Below are 16,748 nucleotides of genomic sequence, written 5' to 3' on the forward strand. Positions count from 1 at the left end.
AACAAATTTAATTTTTAACATCTCCCTTTGCCATATCATAGAAGCCTTTATAATCTGGTTGAAGTTTTATTTGAAGTGATTCGCGTAAGCCGCCATCTTGCGCAACTGCAATAATTCGCTCGCCATTTACACCAAATTCTTTAATTAGAATGCTCGCAATAGCTGTGGCTTGTTGTAGTGCAATATCCATTTCACCGGTAATATTTAAGCTCGCTACGGTAATTATGCTTTTAGGATTAGCATTCGCCACCTTTGCAACATTTTCTATCCATCCTCTAGATTCACTTGAAGGATTTACACCCACACCATCCGCAAAGAAAAAATCTAATTTTTCAGAAATAATTACTGATCCATCAGAGACACCAACTTTTGCATTCTCACCTAAAACTTGTTTGGTATTGGTTAAAATAACTACAGCGGTAGAATCATTACTGGCTACGGCATCCGTTATACCTTTCAATTGTTTTTCTTTCCTTTCTAAGGTCGCTAAGGTCTTATTAATGTTTTCTGAATCCTGACTTGATAATGCGGCGAAGCTATTCAGATTTTTCATCAAAGTGGCGTTAGCATCTTGTAACTCGGTAACCTGTACTTGAAGTTCATCGGCACGCTGTAAGCCTAATTTTTCATTGTGCTGTGCGGTACTAACAATTCTCGATACAGAATCTAGTTTATATTTTAGTTCCTGATTCTGATCTATTAATTCGCTTTTTTTCTGTGCTTGTACATTGCTTAATCCTACAAATAAAAGAGCTGAACATAAAAAAAATCTTATCATATTAAATATGCATTAAATAGGTTAATCTAAATTTTGCCACCAAGATACGAACAGTCTTTTAATTCTTGAACACCATTGAATGGTACTTTAGTTTTATTATATCCATAAGTAGAGGCTAAACTTCTATTAAAGTCGTGGTCGTCCACGTTTACTTGAACATCGTCCATGGTAAATTGACTAGGATGTTCATAGCCTGCAGCGTGTGTAATTTCTAAAAATTCTTTTCGAAACGTATTAAAGTATTGCGCCAACCGATCCGATTTTAAAGGAATATTAATACCTTTTTGTAACCATTGACTTTGTGTTGCAATACCGGTAGGGCATCTGTTGGTATGGCATACTTGCGCTTGTATACAACCAATACTCATCATAGCTTCTCGAGCTACATTTATAACGTCTACTCCCATAGCAAAAGCCATGGCAGCTTTTGCTGGAAAACCCAACTTTCCTGATCCTATAAATACAATACGGTCTGTAAGGTTTCTATTTAAAAATACCTTATAAAGACTTGAAAAGCCATAAACCCATGGCAAAGAAACATGATCTGCAAATGATGGGGGAGCGGCACCTGTACCACCTTCTCCACCATCAACAGTAATAAAATCTGGACCTTTACCTGTTTTTAACATAATGTCGGCCAATTCTTCCCATTGATCCAACTTTCCAATAGCTCCTTTAATACCTACAGGTAAACCGGTTTCATTTGCAATAGCTTCTATTAAAGCCATTAATTCTTCAACGTTTGAAAACGCTTTATGTGTAGCAGGTGATAATACATCTTTACCAACTTCAACACCTCTAATTTTCGCAAGTTCAGGTGTAATTTTAGCACCTGGCAATACACCACCTTTACCTGGTTTTGCTCCTTGAGATAATTTGATTTCTATGGCTTTGATACACGGATTGTCCTCAACCAGTTTTTTCATTTTTTCCATAGAGAAATTGCCATCGGCAGAACGAACACCAAAATATCCGGTTCCGAAATGAAAAACAATATCGCCCCCGTTTTGGTGGTAAGGTGAGAGTCCGCCTTCACCTGTATTATGATAAGCATGTGCTTTTTTAACACCTTTATTCATCGCTTCAACCGCCGCTGCCGAAAGTGAACCAAAACTCATAGCTGAAACATTTACTACACTACCTGGTCTATATGGTTTTTTGCGATTATTGTGTAAACCCATTATTTTGGCGCACGGTATAAATGTTGGCTCACTTGCATTAGGGTGACCACTAGGTATGGCGTATGCCATCATCCTATTCTTTACAAAAATATGCTGGTGCGCATATAAATCGCGGTCAGAACCAAAACCTTCATAATTATTCTCTTTTTTTGCCGAAGCATAAATCCAACCTCTTTCTATTCTATTAAAAGGAAGCTCTTCTCTGTTGTTTGCAACAAAATATTGACGCATTTCTGGTCCTATACTTTCTAGCCAATATCTAAGATGCCCAACTACTGGAAAATTATGCTTTATAGTGTGGCCTTTCTGAATAAAAATATCCCAGATTGCTACTAATGAAATCAACAAAAAAATCCAAGCCCACCATGGTGGACTTGGAATAGAATTTAAAAAGTGATTTATCAAAATTATCCTTTTGGTTTAATATCTAAAAGTGGTTTTTGATCACTATTTAAATAGTCTAGACTCATTTCTGTTAGGGTTCGTACGCCTAAAAGAAGACCACTATCATCAATTAAAAAATCTGGCGTATGATGTGGGTATGATTCTGTACTACCAGGTGTCATCCCTCCTAAGAAAAAGAAAAACCCTGGAGCTTCTCTTTGAAAATATGAAAAATCTTCTGCGCCTGTTATTGCTTTTTGAAATTGAACATTAGCATCACCAGCTACTCTTTTCATGGTAGGTAACATTTGTTCTACCAATTCAGGGTTGTTATAGGTAATATCTGTAGCATCATTAATCTCACAAGTAGCTTCACCACCGTATGCTTTGGCAATGGCACTCACCATTTCTATCATGCGTTTATTAAGCTTATCTTTCATGTCATAATCTAACGTTCTAATGGTACCGATCATTTCAGCAGATTCTGGTATAATATTGGAACGAACACCACTCTTGATTTTTCCAACAGTAATTACGGCTGCTTCATTGGTAAGTTCAGTTTCTCTACTTATTATAGTTTGAAGACCGTCTATTATTTTAGCACTGATTAAAATAGGGTCAACACCAGACCATGGTTGAGAACCATGAGATTGTTTTCCTTTTACGTTAATAGTGAAAGTTTGAGCCGCAGCCATTGCACCACCAGATTTATATCTAATTACTCCAACAGGTGTTTGAGAATTAATATGAAGTCCGAAAATAGCATCCACTTTTGGACTATCCATAACTCTTTCTTTCACCATTAATAAGGCACCACCTTCTTCTCCTGGTGGTGGACCTTCTTCTGCCGGTTGAAAAATAAATTTCACCGTACCTTTAATTTTAGCTTTGTTTTTAGACATTACTTCAGCAACACCCATTAAGATTGCGGTATGGGTATCATGACCACATGCATGCATAACGCCAACTTTTTCACCCATAAATTCAGAGGTGACGTTAGATTTATACGGTAAATCATTTCTTTCAGTAACGGGCAAGGCATCAATATCTGCTCTTAGTGCAACCACTTTTCCAGGTAAATCACCTTTTAAAATACCGACTACACCTGTATGGGCAACACCGGTTTCAACCTCAATTCCTAAGGATTTTAAGTGCTTCGCAATTTTTTCAGCAGTTTTAAATTCTCTGTTACCCAATTCTGGATTTTGATGAATTTCTCTACGCCATTCAATTACCTTACCTTCTATGGCAGTGTAATCTTTTTCAAGATTTGGTCCTTGTGCTTGAACGGAAAATCCGATAAGAACAATTGCCAAAAAACCTAGTTTTTTCATAATCAGTATTTATGTTAATAATATTCTTTATGTTACTATTGATGCTGAAAATTAATACAAAATCAACTTGCATTCTCAATATGAAGTTATAAAGGTTAAATATATTCAAAATGAAAAGAAATACCATCCATTGTTTATAAATCTGAATAACATCACTTTTACTATCCCTATATAATGGCTAAATTCACGCCTCTAAAAGAAAGAAAATTTGAGCTCATTTATAGATGAATTGAACGATGCCCAAAAAGCTCCTGTTTTGCACAAAGATGGGCCGCTAATGGTAATTGCTGGAGCGGGATCTGGTAAAACACGTGTATTAACGTACAGAATTGCCCACCTAATGGCACAAGGGGTCGATTCTTTTAATATTTTGGCCTTAACCTTTACCAATAAGGCGGCACGTGAAATGAAAGTGCGTATTGCTAATATTGTAGGTTCTACGGAAGCAAAAAATCTTTGGATGGGAACTTTTCATTCCGTTTTTGCCAAACTATTACGTATAGATGGTAATAAGCTGGGGTACCCAGCTAATTTCACCATTTATGATACTCAAGATTCTCAACGCTTATTATCATCGATAATAAAAGAAATGGGTTTAGATAAGGATATCTATAAATACAAACAAATTCAGAATAGAATTTCCTCATTTAAAAACAGTTTAATTACGGTTAAGGCCTATAGAAATGATCCTGATTTGGTAGAGCAAGATGCGATGGCTAAAAAGCCGAGAACAGGTGATATATATGAAAATTATGTTGATCGCTGTTTTAAGGCCGGTGCGATGGATTTTGATGATTTACTGCTGCGCACCAATGAATTACTTACTCGTTACCCAGATGTTTTGATGAAATATCAAGATCGCTTTAGGTATATTCTAGTAGATGAGTACCAAGATACTAACCATTCGCAATATCTTATCGTTAAGGCATTAGCTGATCGTTTTCAGAATATTTGTGTGGTAGGCGATGATGCACAAAGTATATACTCATTTAGAGGAGCGAATATTAGCAACATTTTGAACTTCCAAAAGGATTACGATAATGTAGGTATGTATCGATTAGAACAGAACTATAGATCAACCAGAAATATTGTAAATGCTGCCAATTCCATAATAGGGAAAAATAAAAATCAAATAGAAAAGGTTGTTTGGACCGCAAATGATGATGGGTCTGCCATTAAAATTCATAGAAGCCCAACAGATGCTGAAGAGGGGCGTTTTGTTGCTAATTCTATTTGGGAGCATCGAATGCAAGAGCAAATGAGCAATGGTCAATTTGCTGTTTTGTATAGAACAAATTCCCAATCTAGATCTATTGAAGATGCACTACGTAAACGTGATATTCCTTATAGAATTTATGGTGGATTATCATTTTATCAACGTAAAGAGATTAAAGATGTACTATCGTATTTACGTATGGTTATCAATCCGAAAGATGAAGAAGCTTTAAAAAGAATTATTAATTTTCCGGCAAGGGGAATTGGTGGTACTACTATAGATAAGCTTGTTGTTGCTGCAAATCATTATAACCGCTCCATATTTGAAGTAATGGAGAATATTGATAAAATTGATTTAAAGATAAACTCAGGTACTAAGCGAAAGCTTCAAGATTTTGTGACTATGATCAAGAGTTTTCAAGTCATGAACGAAACTACCGATGCCTTTGTGTTGTCTGAACATGTAGCCAAGAAAACCGGTATTTTATTAGAGTTCAAAAAGGATGGAACTCCAGAAGGTATTGGGAAAATGGAGAATATCGAAGAGCTTTTAAATGGTATTAAAGATTTCGTAGAAGGTCAGAAAGAAATTGATGGAGCAACAGGAAACATTGGTGAGTTTTTAGAAGATGTTGCTCTTGCTACAGATTTAGATAATGATACTGGTGATGATGATAGGGTTGCTCTTATGACAATACATTTGGCTAAAGGTCTTGAATTTCCGTATGTATATATTGTGGGAATGGAGGAAGACTTATTTCCATCAGGAATGAGTATGAGTACACGAAGCGAACTGGAAGAAGAACGTAGACTTTTTTATGTTGCACTTACACGAGCTGAGAAACAAGCATACCTAACCTACACTCAAAATAGATATAGATGGGGCAAATTGATTGATGCTGAGCCAAGCCGGTTTTTAGAGGAAATTGATGAACAATATGTTGAAAACCTTACTCCCGTTGATGGCGGTTATCGCTATAAATCTCTTATAAATGCGGATATTTTTGGAGAGGTTGATAAGAGCAGGTTACGGCAAGATAAGCCGGTAAGAGGAACACCACCAAGTATTTCACAGCCGAATTCAAATCAATTAAAAAAATTGCGTAAAATTAAGCCACAATTAGCAGAACCAGTTGGCAATACAAATACTGTAGACCCAAATTTAACCGTAGGTTCATTAGTGAACCATACTCGATTTGGTAGAGGAAAAGTAGTTCAGTTAGAGGGGTCTGGTAATGACAGAAAAGCTGAGATAATGTTTGATAAAGGGGATATTAAAAAATTGCTTCTTCGATTTGCTAAATTAGAGGTATTAGGCTAGAATATATATTTTAAGGGTTTTTACGAGAATTTGCTTAATTTGTTATAAAAAAATATGAAAATGTATCGATTAATTTCAATTTTACTAACCATTTTAATTTTTGCATGTTCGAGCTCTAATGTGACCGAATCAGAAGCAGAAATAACACAATTGCCAGACCCGAAACCCGAAGAAATTGAAAATGATATAAAAGATCCTGATGATATTGATTATTGGGATAATGCAGAGTTGGTTTGGAGTGATGAATTTGATGGGGTATCACTATCTACTGAAAACTGGGTTTTAGAGACTGGTGGAAATGGATGGGGTAATAAGGAACTTCAAAATTATCAAGCCGAAGGTAATACAGAGGTAAGTGATGGAACTTTAAAGATTACAGCTAAAAGAAATACAGATAATACTATTGAAGGCGCATTTACATCTGCGCGTTTGAATAGTAAGCAGTCTTTCAAGTTCGGTAGAATGGAAATTAGAGCAAAATTACCAGAACATAAAGGTAACGGTACATGGCCTGCATTATGGATGTTGGGTAGTAATATTCAAAATGTAGGTTGGCCTGCTTGCGGAGAAATAGACATGATGGAATATGTCAGTTTTAAACCAAATAAAACTCATTTTACGATTCATAGCACCGCCAATAATCATACGAATGGTACAGAGATTACTTCTGGTGCAGTTGATTTGGAATCTATTGAAGAGGAATTTCATAATTTCGGAATTTTGTGGTCTTCTAAATACATCAAATTTTATGTTGATGACATAGATAATATTCAATTTATGTTTAGAAGACCTACAAGTAGTACGGTAGAAAATTGGCCATTTTCAGATAATTTTTATTTCTTAATGAATATTGCCGTGGGCGGAAATTGGGGTGGACTTGAAGGTGTTGATATGTCCATTTTTCCTGCTACTATGGAAGTTGATTATATTAGAGTCTATCAAGTGAATTAAATCATAACAGGTGGCCGAATTTATAAAAATATACGAAGAGAATCCGAACCCCAAAGAAATAAAAAGGGTAGTAGACGTGCTACGTAAAGGGGGCTTAGTTATTTATCCCACCGATACTGTATATGGCTTGGGTTGTGATATTACCAACACTAAAGCATTAGAAAAAATTGCACGTATAAAAGGAATTAAATTAGCAAAGGCAAATTGGTCATTTATTTGTACAGATTTAAGTAACCTGTCTGACTATGTTCGACAAATTGATACGGCAACTTTTAAAATTTTAAAAAGAGCATTACCAGGGCCTTATACGTTTATTTTACCTGGTAATAATAATTTACCAAAAGAGTTTAAAAAGAAAAAAACAGTTGGTATTCGTGTGCCTGACAACAGTATTGTCAAAGCCTTAGTGGAAGGTTTAGGTAACCCGATTGTATCGACTTCGATTCGTGATGATGATGATGTTTTAGAATATACTACCGATCCAGAACTTATTTTTGAGAAATGGGAGAACCTTGTTGATGTTGTCATAGATGGAGGCTATGGAGGTAATATTGGATCTACGATTATAGATGTATCTACGGGTCATCCCGAAGTTATTCGTGAAGGAAAAGGCAGCTTGGATATTCTTTGAATAGTTTTAATAGGGTTTAGATATAAAAAAAGCGGCCTAATTAGGCCGCTTTAATTTTATAATGTAATCAGCATTATTATTTGTTGATAGCAGGATCTTTCATTCCTTCTTCGATCATACTATAGAACTGATCAATTTTAGGAAGAACAACAATACGAGTTCTTCTGTTTTTTGATTTTTCAGTTGTAGATACTGGAATGTACTCTGATCTACCAGCAGCTGTCATACGTTTAGGGTCTACATTGAAATCATTTTGTAAAATACGAACTACAGCAGTAGCACGTTTCACACTTAAATCCCAGTTGTCTAACAATGAACCATTACCTCTGTAAGGTACATTATCAGTATGACCTTCAACCATAAATTCGAAATCAGGCTTATTGTTAACAACCTTAGCAACCTTACCAAGAACTTCTTTTGCCCTATTAGTAATATTATAGCTACCACTGCTAAATAATAATTTATCTGATATAGATACGAATACAACACCTTTTTCAACGCTGATTTCGATATCTTCATCATCCATATTTCCTAAAACACCTTTTAAGCTCTGTACTAAAGAAAGGTTTACAGAATCTCTACGGGTAATAGCGTCATTTAATTTACGAATAGTTAAATCTTTTTCTTGAAGACTTTCTAGAGATTTCTCTAAGTTCTCAGCACCTTTGGTAGTCAAAGTTGTCAAGTTACCCATATTGTTAATCAGCTCTTGATTGTTAGCTTTTAAGAAAGCATTTTGATCTTCTAAGGTCTGTAGTCTTGAGGAAGCCGTTGCTTTCTCTTCTAAACAATCGTTTAATTTAACTGTTGCCGAATTCAATAAATCTTGTGTTCCTTTGTGCTTTGCTTCAAGATCAGCATATTTCTTCGATGATACACACGAAGACAATAAAAGCGTTACTCCAAGACATCCTAATAATATTTTCTTCATAATTTAAATCTATTATACCTATTTAGTTATTTACTTCAATTTCGCATCTAAGCGACTTCAAAATTATAGAATTACAAAGCCACTTATATACTACGTTAGTTAATCTTTTACTAAAATGTTAAAATTCCTTATCTTATGTACGAAATAAGACCATACTATGGACTTCGTAAGATAATATTTTCTTAGAAATTTAGTTTTTTCTCGCTTTTTGTACATTTTTCTAAATTGCCTATAAAAGCTTAAATGAGCTCTAAAAATAGCAAAAAAGTGTTTAAACCTTAATTGCCATATAAATCTCAAGGCCGCTATTCCATCTAGCAGTAAACGTAAAAAGATAATTATGAAGGCTTTTCTTCTTGGAAGATTTTTTGTTATCGAAAATAAGGAGTTTCTAAAGTTTAAATATGTTTTCTTCGGATTCATGTTGCTCAAAGTAGAACCTCCTAAATGATATACTTTCGAGGCACCCACGTACAGTATTTTATACCCATGATTTTTAGCTCTCCAACAAAAATCAACTTCTTCTTGATGTGCAAAGTAATCGGCGTCGAAACCATTTAGTTCTTCAAAAACATTTTTTTTTACAAACATACAGGCTCCTGTTGCCCAGAATATTTCTTTTATGTCATCATATTGTCCATTGTCACGTTCTAAGGTTTGAAAAATTCGACCTCTACAAAATGGATAACCTAATTGGTCAATGAAACCACCACCAGCACCTGCATACTCGAAATAGTCTTTTTTTAGTAAATCTAAAATTTTTGGTTGAATAATGGCAACGTCGGGAATATTGGAAAAAGCATCAATAATTGGTGTTAGCCAATTGGGAGTAACCTCTACATCTGAATTTAAAAGACAATAAATATCAGCATCAACATGTACTAAAGCATCGTTATATCCTTTAGCAAAGCCACCGTTTTCTGCATTCTTTATTATTTGTACAGTAGGGTAATTGTTCGTTACAAAAGCAATTGAATCGTCGGTCGAAGCATTATCTGCAACATAAATGTCAGCACCTTTAGAATGTTCGATAACAGAAGGTAAGTATCTCTCTAAAAGAACTTCACCATTCCAATTTAATATGACTATTGCTAACTTCAAAACGATCGCAAATTAACGGCTAAATTCAGGAATCTCTTGCATAAATTCATATTTTTCCGCTATCAAATCTGTTTGGCAGTAAAAATGTGTCAGTCCATTACTTACCATTAGGTAATTCGCATTGAGTTTGAAGTTGTATTGTGCTATTTGGTCGAAGGTAGATTGAGAGATGTTGATTTCTGGTGCTTTACACTCTACCAGGATGTGTAATTGGCCATTAGGTTTAAAGACAACCACATCATACCTTTTCTTTAAACCGTTCAATGTAATTTGTTTTTCAACATTAATATGGCTTAGCGGATAGTTCTTTTCTTGTATAAGAAATTGAACCACATGCTGTCTTACCCATTCTTCTGGAGTAAGAACCACAAACTTTTTACGTATATCGTCAAATATTAAGGTTCTATTTTCCCTATTTTTGACCCTGAAAGTGTAGCATGGAAAATTGAGTCGCTGCATTATACAAAGTTGATGAATTTTTCTGAATGGATGAAGCTGTACAAATAGTCAATGCAATTAAGAAAGGTCAAATAAGTCCTATCTATTTTCTTTTTGGGGAAGAGGCTTATTTTATTGACAAAATATCTGATTATATAGGTGATAAGGTTTTAACCGAAGAGGAAAAAGGTTTCAATCAAATGGTTCTTTATGGTAGAGATGTATCTATTGATGACATTGTAGGTAATGCAAAAAGGTACCCTATGATGGCAGAAAGACAAGTGGTCATTGTCAAAGAGGCTCAACATCTTTCAAGAACTATAGAGAATCTTTGTGCTTATGCTGAAAATCCACAAAAAAGTACAGTACTTGTTATTTGCTATAAATATAAGAAGTTAGATAAGCGTAAAAAGCTTTTCAAGATTATTAAAAAGAATGGAGTTATTTTCGAAAGTAAAAAGCTTTACGAAAATCAGGTTAGTGATTGGCTTAGAAAGCATTTATTGAGCAGGGGCTATACAATATCACATAAGGCCGCACTTTTGTTAGTGGAGTATTTGGGTACTGATTTAAGTAAAATTAGCAAGGAAATTGAAAAACTAAAATTAGCCTTACCACAACAAACAGAAATTACACCAGAGCATATAGAAGAGCATATAGGGATTAGTAAAGATTACAATAATTTTGAGTTGAAAAGAGCTATTGGTGAACGAGATATGTTGAAGGCTACTAAGATTATCACCTATTTTGCTCAAAACCCAAAAGACAATCCGTTCATACTTACCGTAACCCTATTAAATTCTTTTTTTACGCAGTTATTGCAGTATCATGGTCTAAATGACCACTCACCAAAAAGTGTTGCTAGTGCATTGCGCATTAATCCATATTTTGTAAACGAAATACAGGCTGCGGCCAGAAATTATCCGATGAAAAAAGTGAGCGGAATTATATCTAGTTTACGAGAAATGGATTTGAAAGGAAAAGGAGTAGGTGCTGTAGCAATGAGTGATGCAGATTTACTGAAAGAACTTATATATAAAATTATTTAAAAGTTTACTTTCTATCTACACCAAATTTCCCTGGTCCGACCAAAATTATGGTAATAAAAGAAATTAAATAAAGCAATGCTTTTTCTTTTGTGCCAAAATTATCTGCCCCATGAACAATAAAAGCAGCAACGGCCATAGTTATTGCAGTAGGTATAGCTGATAAACGAGTTTTGAAACCTATGATTATTAATATTGGACAAATAAACTCACCGATTACGGCTAAAAATAAAGATGGAGTTGCACCTATGCCGATAGGGTCGCCAAATTCGAAATTCCCGGAAATTAATTTTTGAAATTTTGGAAGGCCATGGGTCAACATCATTGCAGAAATGGATATTCTAAAAAATGCTAGTCCTAAATCTTTAAAAAGGGGGCTTTTCATATATTATATTTATAAGCTTTAAAAGTATTGATTTTTTTTATCTTTTTTAAAATTTCATCAATCTCATATACTAATTGATTTGCATTTTCTTTATTAAAATAAAGAGGAGGCTTGATTTTAAGGACATTGTCATATGGCCCGTCGGTACTAATTAAAATAAATTTAGAACGTAGTTCATTTTTTATAATCGATGCTAGATTGGTTCCAGGTTTTCCACCCGAATCTAAAATTTCGACACCTAGAAAAAGTCCTTCTCCACGAATATCTGCCAACTCTTTGTGCTGAGTTTGTAAAGATTTTAATTCTTGTTTTAAATATTTGCCAACTAGTTGAGCTTTTCTGGGTAATTCTTCTTCTTTTAAAACTTCCAATACAGATTCACCAATGGCACAAGAAACTGGGTTTCCCCCAAACGAACTGAAAAATTCCATGCCATTATTGAAACTTTCCGAAATTTCTTCAGTGGTGACTACTGCGGCCATCGGATGACCATTGCCTATTGGTTTACCCAAGATGACGATATCAGGTACAACATCATACATTTCATAACCCCAAAAATATGCTCCCAATCGGCCAAAACCAACTTGTACTTCATCACTAATGCATAGTCCACCTTGCTTACGAATCTCAGGATATATGTGTTTTAAATAGTTTTTTGGTAATGGAACTTGTCCGCCGCAACCCACAATGGGTTCGGCTATAAATGCAGCAATACTTCCTTTATTACTATGAATTCGTTTTTTTGTTAAGGCAACATAATGTTCGGTAATTTCTTGTTCTGATGCTAAATTTGCACCAAAAATCTTAGGCATTTCTGTTTCAATAACATCTTCTTTTTTACCCTTACCACCATTATGATTGTATTTGTAATGGCTAATATCAATAGTATTCTGGGTATTACCATGATAGCCATGCTGTAAAACCATAACCTTATTTTTGTTGGTATGTGTTTTAGCCATACGTAATGCTAAATCTGAAGCTGCACTGCCAGAATTAACTAGGAAAACTTTATTTAAATGGGAAGGAAAATTAGATAATAAATTATCGGTATAAGTTAAAAGTTCCTCATAAATATAACGGGTATTGGTATTTAATTTAGCCATGGTTCGCTGCCCAGCTCTTACTACTTTCGGATGACAATGCCCTACTTGAATTATATTATTGTATGCATCTAAAAAAGTGTTGCCCTCTGTGTCATACATATATTGAAAGGCCGCACCAGACATTTGTATTGGATATTTGTAACTTAAAGATTGTGCTTGGCTAATATTTTTATTTCGTCTAACGATTTGTGACTCTAGATTTTTGCTGGGTATTTTTAAAAAGCTACAAGCATCTCTAAATGTATTTTTAGCTTTTATAGGGTTTATGGCTATCCATTTTTGTAATAACGACCATGCAGATTTTTCGCTAATAGTAATATAAGAAGATTCTGGTTTTATTTTTTTTGAATGTGCCGAGTTTAATACGCTAGTACATAATCTAGCAGCAATTAAGTAGTATAGAGCATCTACTTCTTTTTCCTGTAGAGGTAATTTGGTATGGTAAGCTTTAATAATATGCTTGGCAATTTCTAATGGATACTCTTTGTCCATCAAGACATAGGTGAGTGCTACGGCTAATTCATTTATAAGCCAAGAATAACACATATCCCCAAAATCAATAATTCCTGTTATTGAATTATTGTGTACTAAAACATTCCAATCGTTTGCATCGTTATGAATAATACTTTGTCGAAATTCATAGCGTAGTGGTAGAACATGTTCATTGAATTGTAAACAAAAATAGTCTACCAAACTTCGGTCGCTGGCATTTGGAATGTCTGATAGATATTTCCAATTTTTTTGAAAATGTTGAAGGTCCCATTGTGTTTGCTTCGCTTTTATTGAAGTATTACTCAGTTTATATAAACTATGGTCAATATCCGCTAAGGTTCTACCAAAAGATTTCATCAACGTTGCGGTATGTTTCGATTCTGCTAGAAAGGTGCCCGATACAAAAGTCAGTAGGCGATAAATATAATTGCCATTTATTGAATTATAATCGCCCGTATTGTTCGGTATTATTTCTGAACAATGAACATCCTTATTTTTAAGCGCAAGTAAAATCTTATTTTCAGCAGTAATTAATTCTAAAATTTCAGCAGTATTTTCATAAACTTTGAGTACATATATTATGCCTTCAGCTTCTATTTTGAAATTAGTACTATCATAGCCTTCTAATTTGGTAATTAGGGGTTTACAGATATTGAAGTGTTTGTTTAATATGGAAACTAACTGTAATTTTTTGTCCATGAATTATTAGTGATATTTCTTGAAAATCTATATCAAGAGCTGATTATAGTATCTTGATGAAAGATAATGATTGTTACTAAATGTATTGAAATATTCTATTTACTTGAATCAAAAATAGTATTCATCATGAAAAAAACAATCCTTTTTATTTTACGTTCCTTTATTGTTGTAATCAAATAAAATACAGAGGACTTTGAATTTAAAATTGAAAGTAGAATTGCTACCATAAAAAAATCCCATTTTAAAATGGGATTTTTTTATCAATAAATTTTAAATTATCTAAGTTTCGGAAAATCATTAGGACTTGATTCATGCATAATTGCATAAACTTTTTCAAAAATATCTTCCCTATTTGGTTTTGAAAAATAGTCACCATCACTACTATAAGCTGGTCTATGTGCTTTTGCACTCAAAGTTTGTGGTGCACTATCTAAATATTTAAAGGCTCCTTGCTTTTCAATAATTTCATTTAGTAGATAAGCAGAACATCCGCCTGGTACATCTTCATCAATAACCAATAATCGGTTCGTTTTCTTTATGCTTTCTACAACATCTTTGTCAATATCAAAAGGCAATAAGGTTTGCGCGTCAATTATTTCTGCATCTATACCGACTTCTAATAGTTCTTTTGCCGCTTTCTCTACAATTCTTAATGTAGATCCATAAGAAACTAAAGTTATGTCACTACCTTCTTTAATTGTTTCAACTTTACCAATAGGCGTACAGAATTCACCTAGGTTGTTGGGTTTTCTTTCTTTTAATCGATATCCGTTTAAGCTTTCGATAACTAATGCAGGTTCATCACTTTTTAAAAGTGTATTATAAAATCCTGCTGCTTGTGTCATATTTCGAGGGGCCAAAATATATATACCTCTCAATAAATGTATAAGCCCGCCCATTTCAGAACCAGAATGCCAAATACCTTCTAACCGATGACCTCTTGTTCTAATAATTAATGGTGCCTTTTGCTTTCCGGCAGTTCTATATCGTAAAGATGCTAAATCGTCGGTTAAGGTAGACATGGCATAAAAAATATAATCTAAATACTGTATTTCAGCAATAGGGCGAAGACCTCTTAAAGCCATACCTATACCTTGTCCAATGATAGTTGTTTCACGTATTCCTGTATCAGCTACACGAATATTACCATATTTTTCTTGCATTCCCTCAAGACCTTGATTCACGTCACCAATGGCCCCAGTATCTTCTCCGAAGATTAATGTGTTTGGATATTTTTCAAATAATTTATCAAAATTGTCACGTAGAATAACCCTACCATCTACTTGTTCGGAGTCATCTTTAAAAATAGGCGCTACAGCATTAATGTTGGTAGCTTTATTTTCATTTTCACTATAAAGGTGTTTACTATATATATCTTGAGCTTCCTGTAGAAATTTTGAAGTCCATTCTATTAAAGCTGACTTCTCAGCTGATGATTCCCCTAAAAGAAAACGTAAAGATTTACGGGCCGATATTGCTAAATCTTTTTTAATAGGTTCTTCTGTTGCAATTAAATCGTTCTTTAATTTGTTTAAAAAATTCTTGTTCGGACTTTTACTTGAAGCTTGTTCAATTAAACCTACCAACGTTTTTTTAGCAGATAAAAGTCCTTGTAGATATTCTTCCCATGCCTGTTTCTTGGCTTCTCGAACGGATCGCTTAATTTTTTTTTCAATACTTTCCAATTCTTCACTACTGGCAATACCAGATTCAAGAATCCATTCTTTAAAACGCTTGTTGCAATCGAAATCACGTTCCCATTCTAAACGCTTATTATCTTTATAGCGTTCATGTGAGCCAGATGTTGAATGCCCTTGAGGTTGTGTTAATTCCTTTACATGAATCATTACCGGTACATGCTCTTGCCTAGCAATATCTGCGGCATTTTCGTATGCATGCATTAGAGCGGTATAATCCCATCCATTTACTTTAAAAATCTCAAATCCTTTCTCACGTTCTGTTCGTTGAAAACCTGAAAGTACCTTTGAAATATCTTCTTTTGTAGTGTGATATTTTGCAGGTACCGAAATACCATATTCATCATCCCAAATACTAATTACCATGGGTACTTGAAGAACACCCGCAGCATTGATTGTTTCGAAGAACATACCTTCGCTTGTACTTGCATTACCAATAGTTCCCCAAGCGATTTCATCACCATTTACTGAGAATTTAGCGCCATCTAGACCTTTTTGATTTCGGTATACCTTAGAAGCTTGGGCCAAACCTAAAAGTCGTGGCATTTGCCCTGCAGTACATGAAATATCTGCACTACTATTTTTTTGCTTTGTTAAGTCCTTCCAGCTGCCATCTGTGCTAAGGCTGTGAGTTAAATAATGACCTCCCATTTGCCTACCGGCGCTCATGGGTTCTTTTTCAATATCAGTTGTAGCGTAAAGTGCGTGAAAAAAGTCTTTTGGTTTTAAAAGACCTAAGGCCATCATGAATGTTTGATCTCGATAATACCCACTCCTAAAATCACCGTTTTTAAATGATCTGGCCATGGCCAATTGTGGCAATTCTTTTCCGTCTCCAAAAATGCCGAATTTAGCCTTTCCGGTAAGGACCTCTTTTCTTCCTAATAAACTGCAAGTCCTGCTTAAAAAAGCAATTTCATAATCACTTACGATTTGTTCTTTGAAAACATCAAAAGAAATGTCATTACTAGTCTTTGAAGAAACATCCATGTATAAAACGTGTTTTTACAAAATTACCGAATCATGTACTTGTTAGCAACGCTGTAACCAATTAATTTATT

The 16,748-nt window shown here is 34.4% G+C and carries 13 protein-coding genes; 4 read left to right on the plus strand and 9 right to left on the minus strand.

What is annotated here, in order from left to right:
* Positions 1–7: 7 nt before the first annotated feature.
* The 3 genes from BMY56_RS13080 to BMY56_RS13090 are packed head-to-tail and all read right to left on the minus strand — an operon-like array spanning position 8 to position 3,677.
* Positions 8–778, minus strand: a complete 771-nt coding sequence (locus tag BMY56_RS13080) for a hypothetical protein (RefSeq protein WP_091624992.1) — start codon at positions 776–778, stop codon at positions 8–10.
* Positions 779–804: 26 nt separating this feature from the next.
* Positions 805–2,361, minus strand: coding sequence for an FMN-binding glutamate synthase family protein (locus BMY56_RS13085; protein ID WP_091625078.1), 1,557 nt, complete (start codon positions 2,359–2,361; stop codon positions 805–807).
* Between the two features lie 5 nt (positions 2,362–2,366).
* A complete protein-coding gene (locus tag BMY56_RS13090; RefSeq protein ID WP_091624995.1) occupies positions 2,367–3,677 on the minus strand; it encodes an amidohydrolase in 1,311 nt (436 codons plus the stop codon).
* A gap of 208 nt (positions 3,678–3,885) precedes the next feature.
* Between BMY56_RS13090 and BMY56_RS13095 the strand changes: the two genes are divergently transcribed.
* Genes BMY56_RS13095 through BMY56_RS13105 form a run of 3 tightly spaced genes read left to right on the plus strand, consistent with a single transcriptional unit; the run spans position 3,886 to position 7,795 of the window.
* The gene (locus BMY56_RS13095; protein ID WP_091624998.1) at positions 3,886–6,213 is read left to right on the plus strand and encodes an ATP-dependent helicase; all 2,328 of its coding nucleotides are present in this window, start codon (positions 3,886–3,888) and stop codon (positions 6,211–6,213) included.
* Between the two features lie 54 nt (positions 6,214–6,267).
* Entirely contained in the window at positions 6,268–7,164 is an 897-nt protein-coding gene (locus tag BMY56_RS13100; protein WP_245737219.1) for a glycoside hydrolase family 16 protein, read from the plus strand.
* 10 nt (positions 7,165–7,174) lie between these two features.
* Positions 7,175–7,795: an L-threonylcarbamoyladenylate synthase gene (locus BMY56_RS13105; RefSeq protein WP_091625000.1), complete on the plus strand. Its 621-nt coding sequence runs from the start codon at positions 7,175–7,177 to the stop codon at positions 7,793–7,795.
* Between the two features lie 76 nt (positions 7,796–7,871).
* Here the strand turns inward: BMY56_RS13105 and BMY56_RS13110 are convergent, their stop codons facing one another.
* From BMY56_RS13110 to BMY56_RS13120, 3 genes are all read right to left on the minus strand, one after another.
* Entirely contained in the window at positions 7,872–8,726 is an 855-nt protein-coding gene (locus BMY56_RS13110) for an OmpA/MotB family protein (protein WP_091625004.1), read from the minus strand.
* A 99-nt stretch (positions 8,727–8,825) separates the two neighbouring features.
* On the minus strand, positions 8,826–9,827 hold the full coding sequence (locus tag BMY56_RS13115; RefSeq protein ID WP_091625006.1) for a glycosyltransferase family 2 protein: 1,002 nt from the start codon (positions 9,825–9,827) through the stop codon (positions 8,826–8,828).
* A 12-nt stretch (positions 9,828–9,839) separates the two neighbouring features.
* Complete coding sequence (locus tag BMY56_RS13120) at positions 9,840–10,286, minus strand: type I restriction enzyme HsdR N-terminal domain-containing protein (RefSeq protein WP_091625008.1); 447 nt, start codon at positions 10,284–10,286, stop codon at positions 9,840–9,842.
* 26 nt (positions 10,287–10,312) lie between these two features.
* On the opposite strand from BMY56_RS13120, the gene holA reads away from it, so the two are divergent.
* Complete coding sequence (gene holA / locus BMY56_RS13125; protein ID WP_091625010.1) at positions 10,313–11,314, plus strand: DNA polymerase III subunit delta; 1,002 nt, start codon at positions 10,313–10,315, stop codon at positions 11,312–11,314.
* A 4-nt stretch (positions 11,315–11,318) separates the two neighbouring features.
* On the opposite strand, the gene BMY56_RS13130 is transcribed toward holA, so the two are convergent.
* The 3 genes from BMY56_RS13130 to BMY56_RS13140 form a co-directional block, all read right to left on the minus strand.
* Positions 11,319–11,696: a DoxX family protein gene (locus BMY56_RS13130; protein ID WP_091625013.1), complete on the minus strand. Its 378-nt coding sequence runs from the start codon at positions 11,694–11,696 to the stop codon at positions 11,319–11,321.
* The gene (locus tag BMY56_RS13135; RefSeq protein ID WP_091625016.1) at positions 11,693–13,990 is read right to left on the minus strand and encodes an aminotransferase class III-fold pyridoxal phosphate-dependent enzyme; all 2,298 of its coding nucleotides are present in this window, start codon (positions 13,988–13,990) and stop codon (positions 11,693–11,695) included. Before BMY56_RS13135 ends, BMY56_RS13130 begins: the two co-directional genes overlap by 4 nt.
* A gap of 275 nt (positions 13,991–14,265) precedes the next feature.
* Entirely contained in the window at positions 14,266–16,677 is a 2,412-nt protein-coding gene (locus BMY56_RS13140; protein ID WP_091625018.1) for an alpha-ketoacid dehydrogenase subunit alpha/beta, read from the minus strand.
* Positions 16,678–16,748: the final 71 nt, after the last annotated feature.

This window comes from Maribacter orientalis, assembly GCF_900109345.1.
GTDB classification, from domain to species: Bacteria; Bacteroidota; Bacteroidia; order Flavobacteriales; family Flavobacteriaceae; genus Maribacter; species Maribacter orientalis.

Coding starts and splice junctions, on each gene's coding strand:
- BMY56_RS13100 (WP_245737219.1), top strand. CDS start 6,268: ATGAAAATGTATCGATTAATTTCAATTTTACTAACCATTTTAATTTTT.
- BMY56_RS13110 (WP_091625004.1), bottom strand. CDS start 8,726: ATGAAGAAAATATTATTAGGATGTCTTGGAGTAACGCTTTTATTGTCT.
- BMY56_RS13080 (WP_091624992.1), bottom strand. CDS start 778: ATGATAAGATTTTTTTTATGTTCAGCTCTTTTATTTGTAGGATTAAGC.
- BMY56_RS13130 (WP_091625013.1), bottom strand. CDS start 11,696: ATGAAAAGCCCCCTTTTTAAAGATTTAGGACTAGCATTTTTTAGAATA.
- BMY56_RS13135 (WP_091625016.1), bottom strand. CDS start 13,990: ATGGACAAAAAATTACAGTTAGTTTCCATATTAAACAAACACTTCAAT.
- BMY56_RS13090 (WP_091624995.1), bottom strand. CDS start 3,677: ATGAAAAAACTAGGTTTTTTGGCAATTGTTCTTATCGGATTTTCCGTT.
- BMY56_RS13140 (WP_091625018.1), bottom strand. CDS start 16,677: ATGGATGTTTCTTCAAAGACTAGTAATGACATTTCTTTTGATGTTTTC.
- holA (WP_091625010.1), top strand. CDS start 10,313: ATGGATGAAGCTGTACAAATAGTCAATGCAATTAAGAAAGGTCAAATA.
- BMY56_RS13120 (WP_091625008.1), bottom strand. CDS start 10,286: ATGCAGCGACTCAATTTTCCATGCTACACTTTCAGGGTCAAAAATAGG.